Below are 1,657 nucleotides of genomic sequence, written 5' to 3' on the forward strand. Positions count from 1 at the left end.
CTCCTCCCCCGCCCTTCTCCACCGTCTCCTCCGTCTCCTCCGTCTCCTCCGTTCAAGGAAGCACCACCGTGTCCGACGAGCCGCTGCCCCCGCCGGGCCTCGCCGAGGTCCGTATCACCGCCGCCTCCGCCCAGACCGCGCGCGAGATCGCCGCCACGCTCCGGCGCCGGTTCGCCGTCATCGAGCGGCACGGTCACGCGGACGGTGACGAGCACGGCGCGGTCACCGTGCACCTGACCGTGGACACCACCTGCCCTCCCGAGGGATCCGGACCGTTCCGGCCCCGGCTGGTGACCGGTCCCCCGCCTTCCGACGAGGTCTGACGCACCTGCCCCGTCCCGAGCGATCGGCGCGACCTTCGCGGCTCCACCGGGCCGGACGCAGAGTGATCCCAGAAGGATGGACGCGGATGACCACGACACGTGACTCCCGGAACCAGCGCGGCCAGGTGGTGCGCCTCTCGGGGGAACTGGACCTGGGGACGCAGGCGGTTTTCGGGGCGGCGCTGCGCCGTGCCAGCCGCGACACCGAACGGCCGTGGCTCGTGGTGGACCTCCGGGCGGTGACGTTCATGGACTGCATCGGGCTGCGCGAGGTGTGCGCGGCGCGCGCGAGCTGCCTGAACCGGGTTCCCCCGGGCTGGGTGCGGCTGGTGTACACCGCCCCGGCCATCGGGCGGCTGCTGGAGGCGGCCGGGCTGGCGGGGACGTTCCCGCGCTATGCCACGGTCTCCGACGCGTGGCGCGACCGCCCCGCACCGGCACGGCCGCCCCGCCGGGCCCCGGGCCGCCGGCCCGCGACGCGGTCCCCCGCCGCCGGGCGTCCGGGAGGCCGGGAGGTGTGAAGAGGCACCGGTCAGGGCATTCGGGTGTTTTTCCGGAGGAAGTACTTGCTCCGGGCCGATCGGGGTCCCGTGCGCGGATCCCGTTCCGTGATCCTCGAAGCATCCCCAGCGCACGCGGCAGGAGGCCAGTGATGTTCGAAGCGGACAACATCCGGAATTGGCGGGGCCACGACGTCGTCGATCCGGACAGTCACAAGATCGGCACGCTGGAGGCCGTCTACGTGGACACCGCCACCGACCGGCCCGCGTTCGCCACCGTCACGGTCGGCATGCCCACGCGGCGCCGGCTGGTGTTCGTGCCACTCGCCGGGGCGACCGTCGGGCCGGGCTACCTGAAGGTCACCCACCCCAAGAACCAGGTCAAGGGCGCCCCCGCGATCGACACCGACGGCGAGCTGCCGGCCGAGGACGAGGCGGCCGTCTTCTCGCACTACGAGCTGAGCTACCAGCCGGGCATGGGCGGCGAACGGCGCCTGGCACGCCGCTGACGGCCCCGGGCGACCGGGCGACCGGACGACCGGAAAAGGGAAGGAAAAGGGAGAAGAAGATGGTGCCGTTCCTGTCGCTGCTCCTGGTGGCGCTGATCCTCGGGATCATCGGCGCGCTCGCCGAGGGGCTCGTCTACCTGCTGGTCATCGGCGTGGTCGTGCTGATCGCCGATCTGGTCTTCGGCGCCGTGCGGTTCCGGCGGAGCGGCAGGCGGCCCGGCCGCTGACCGCCTGCCGTGGCGGCCCGCCGGACCGGCCCGCGAGGACCGGCGGCGCTGGTCGGGCACACCGCCGGTCCTCTCCCCCCGTCCCCCCCGTCCCCCTC

At 73.6% G+C, this 1,657-nt stretch carries 4 protein-coding genes; all 4 read left to right on the forward strand.

Annotated features, from left to right (window positions below):
• Nucleotides 1-323: hypothetical protein (locus tag ACSNOC_RS27630; RefSeq protein WP_436750311.1), on the forward strand; the 323-nt coding region annotated here is incomplete at its 5' end.
• A gap of 86 nt (nucleotides 324-409) precedes the next feature.
• Complete coding sequence (locus ACSNOC_RS27635) at nucleotides 410-844, forward strand: STAS domain-containing protein (RefSeq protein WP_436750312.1); 435 nt, start codon at nucleotides 410-412, stop codon at nucleotides 842-844.
• 131 nt (nucleotides 845-975) lie between these two features.
• Nucleotides 976-1,332 (forward strand): PRC-barrel domain-containing protein, encoded by a 357-nt coding sequence (locus ACSNOC_RS27640; protein WP_436750313.1) that lies wholly within the window; start codon nucleotides 976-978, stop codon nucleotides 1,330-1,332.
• Between the two features lie 59 nt (nucleotides 1,333-1,391).
• Nucleotides 1,392-1,559, forward strand: a complete 168-nt coding sequence (locus ACSNOC_RS27645) for a hypothetical protein (RefSeq protein WP_436750314.1) — start codon at nucleotides 1,392-1,394, stop codon at nucleotides 1,557-1,559.
• The last annotated feature ends 98 nt before the right edge of the window (nucleotides 1,560-1,657 follow it).

The organism is Streptomyces sp. URMC 129, from assembly GCF_051386415.1.
Lineage (GTDB): Bacteria > Actinomycetota > Actinomycetes > Streptomycetales > Streptomycetaceae > Streptomyces.

Excerpts from the sequence above, each read along its gene's own strand:
- ACSNOC_RS27640 (WP_436750313.1), top strand. The coding sequence starts at position 976 with ATGTTCGAAGCGGACAACATCCGGAATTGGCGGGGCCACGACGTCGTC.
- ACSNOC_RS27645 (WP_436750314.1), top strand. The coding sequence starts at position 1,392 with ATGGTGCCGTTCCTGTCGCTGCTCCTGGTGGCGCTGATCCTCGGGATC.
- ACSNOC_RS27635 (WP_436750312.1), top strand. The coding sequence starts at position 410 with ATGACCACGACACGTGACTCCCGGAACCAGCGCGGCCAGGTGGTGCGC.